Source organism: Actinosynnema sp., assembly GCF_052038725.1.
The window spans coordinates 1-3084 of sequence record NZ_JBQGCX010000706.1 but is presented as its reverse complement, the minus strand read 5'-3'; the positions used below and the strand labels follow the sequence as shown (position 1 = coordinate 3084).

The 3084-nt window shown below is 72.2% G+C and carries 2 protein-coding genes; both read right to left on the bottom strand.

The features are described 5' to 3' along the window. Positions 1-44 precede the first annotated feature (44 nt). The gene (phoU, locus tag ACTUAL_RS14805; RefSeq protein WP_096497309.1) at positions 45-707 is read right to left on the bottom strand and encodes a phosphate signaling complex protein PhoU; all 663 of its coding nucleotides are present in this window, start codon (positions 705-707) and stop codon (positions 45-47) included. 149 nt (positions 708-856) lie between these two features. Continuing rightward, the coding region (locus tag ACTUAL_RS14800) for an LCP family glycopolymer transferase (protein WP_440900651.1) at positions 857-3084 on the bottom strand (2228 nt) is incomplete at its 5' end.

The window sequence follows — 3084 nt, the reverse complement described above, 5'->3', positions numbered from 1 at the left end:
GGGGGGGGGCCCGCGGGCGGGGCCCCCGCCCCCTCCGTCGTCGATCAGGCCTCTTCGTCGCCGTATCCGGGCATCTTGCCCGTCACCACGAACACGGTCCGCTTCGCCACCGACACCGCGTGGTCCGCGAACCGCTCGTAGAAGCGGCCCAGCAGGGTGGTGTCCACGGCGGACGGCACGCCGTGCGGCCACTCCTTGTCCATGATCACCGTGAACAGGTGGCGGTGCAGGTCGTCCATGGCGTCGTCCGCGTCCTCCAGGGACCGGGCGCGCGCCACGTCCTGGGTGCGGATGATGTCCGTCGCCTCCGTCGCCAGCTCGACCGCGATGCGGCCCATCTCGGCGAAGTAGGGGGCGACCGGCTCGGCCAGCACGTGGTTGGGGTGCCTGCGCCGCGCGGCCTTCGCCACGTGCAGCGCCAGGTCGCCCATCCGCTCCACGCTCTCGGCGGCGTGGATGACCGCCAGCACCGTGCGCAGGTCGGTCGCGACGGGGGCCTGGAGCGCGAGCAGCGCGTACGCCTGCTCCTCGATGCTGGCGCGCACCTCGTCGATCCTGGCGTCGTCGCTGATCACCTGCTCGGCGACGGCCAGGTCGGCCTCCAGCAGGGCCTTCGTGGCCAGCTCGATCGCCTTGCCGGACATCGCACACATGTCGGCCAGTCGCTCCGCGAGCTGTCCGAGCTGGTCTTGGTAGGCCTCACGCATGGTCCAAGCCTAGGGCCACCTGATCGCGCGAGCGACATTCCCCGGTGAACCGGGGATGAACCCGTGGCGACCAGATGATCGGCGGCACCCCCTGGGAGCTGCGGGAACGGTCCGAGCTCCCGAGGGGGTCGCGCGTGGTGGCCGACCGGTCACGCGCAGGGGTCGACGGCCGCGTTCACCACGGGCAGGTCCCCGGTGCCGCTGTCGGCGGAGACGCCGCCGCCCTGACCGGCCTGCGGGCGCTTGACCTCGCCCTCCCACCCGGAGCCCATCATGAGCGCCACGACGCCGCCCATGCTCTCGTCGACCTGGAGCTCGGCGTCCGGCACGGCCGCCCGCAGGGTCGCGGCGGCGTTCTCGTTGCCGGTGGCGTAGCGGATGAACGTCCTGGTGGACGCCTGGTCCGCGACACCGATGTAGGTGACCTTGAAGCCGACCTCTTCCAGCTTGGTCTTGGTGTTCTTCGGGGCGAACCCACCCGAGGTCTGGTTGAACACCTGGACGCGCACGGAGCCGGGGTCGCCCACGGTGCCCGGCTGCTTCTCGGCCTTCTTCTCCGCGGTCCCGCCCTCGGTCGGCGCCTCGCCCGGCAGCGGGGTGCCGTCGATGACCGCCTGGAAGAGCGCCTTGGTCTCGTCCTCCTGGAGGACCTCGAAGTTGTCGTCGTTGCTCGGGGTCGGGCCCTCGTCGGTGCGGTGGGGGACGGTCACGAAGCTGACCCGCCCGGCGTCCAGCCCCTGCAGGGACTGGGCGAGCGTCAGCATGGAGTCCACGCCGATGTTCTGACCCGCGGTGGAGGACGCGAAGGCGTTGAGGAAGCCGTTGAGCTTGCTCGGGCTGAGCAGCAGCTCGCTGGACATGGCCTTGCGCAGCAGCGCGGACAGGAACTGCTGCTGCCGCTTGATCCGGTCGTAGTCGCCGAACTCCTCGGTCTTGACCTTGCGGGCGCGGACGAAGTCCAGCGCCTTCTGGCCGTTGACCTCGTACTTGCCGGGCTTGTCGAAGATCATGCCCAGCTCGCCGTCGTCCATGACGGTGGGCGCGCACACGCCCACCGTCCCGACGGCGTCGACCATGCCCTTGAACCCGTTGAAGTCCACGCTGACGAAGCGGTTGATGTCCAGCCCGCTCAGCTCGGTCATGAACTTGCTGACGCACTGCGGGCCGCCGGTGGCGTAGACCTCGTTGGCCTTCACGCCCTCCGCCTCGGGCAGCACCTTGTCCGAGTAGGTGTCGCTGGCCGAGTCCCAGCTGTTGCACGCGGGCCGCGTGACCTGGAGGTCACGCGGCATCGACACCACCACCATGCGCTTCCGGTCGGCCGGGACGTGGGCGATCATCATCACGTCCGACCGGGCGCCGACGACCTCGCTGGTGTCGCCCACCCCGTCCGAGTCCTTGGCGCCCGCGCGCGTGTCCGAGCCGATGATGAGGAAGTTCTCGTCACCGAGCTGCTTCTCCGCCTGGTGCACGGCCGCCGAGTTCTGGCCGAGCGCGTCGATCCGGGTGATCTTGCTGTCGAAGTGCAGCATCGCCCCCCAGCCGATCCCGCTGGCCAGGAACACCACCACCGCCGAGGTCAGCGAGATCGCCTTGATGATCCGGACGATCTTGCTCTGCTTGGCGGTCCGCCCCTTGCGGCCCTTGCCGCCCTTGCCGCCCTTGGGCTCGGTGTCGTCGGGGTCGTCCGGGTCCACCGGCTCGGCGTACTCCGTGGCGTCCTCGTCGACCTCGGACTTCCACGGCATCAGCTTCTGCCTGCGCTCCTTGCGCTGGCGCTCCTGCTCGGCGAGCTCGTCGTGGACGGCCGAGAAGCGGGCGAGGGTGTGGTCGACCTCGCGCAGCTTCTTGATGTCGTCGCTGATGGCCTCCATCTCGGTGGTGAGGCTCGCCGGGTCGATCTGCTCCCTCGGCTCGGGGCCGCCGACGCCGGGCGGGGGGCCGCCGAGCGCGGACACGCCGGGGGGCGGGAGCGGCGGGGCGCCCTCGTCACCCTCGGCGAACCGGCTGGGGGGACCGTCGTGCGGGCCCTGCCGCCCGTTCTCGGGCGCGAGCCTGCGCGGGGGCCTGCCCGCGTCGCCGTCGGCGAAGCTCTCGGCGCGCGCCTGGCGGTCGTCGCCGGGCGGGACGGGCCTGGGGCGCATCCCGGTGCCCTCGGGACCCCGGCCGTCCGGACCCCGGCCGTCGGGCGCGGGACCGTCGCCGGGCGCGAGCCTGCGGGGACCGTCCTCGGGCAGGCCGGGACCGTCGCCGGGCATGGGGCGCGGGCGCATCCCGGTGCCCTCGGGACCGCGGCGCGGACCGTCCTCGAAGTCCTCGCCGGGCATGGGGCGCGGCATCCGGGCGCTGCTGCCCTCGGGACCGGGGCGGCGCGGAC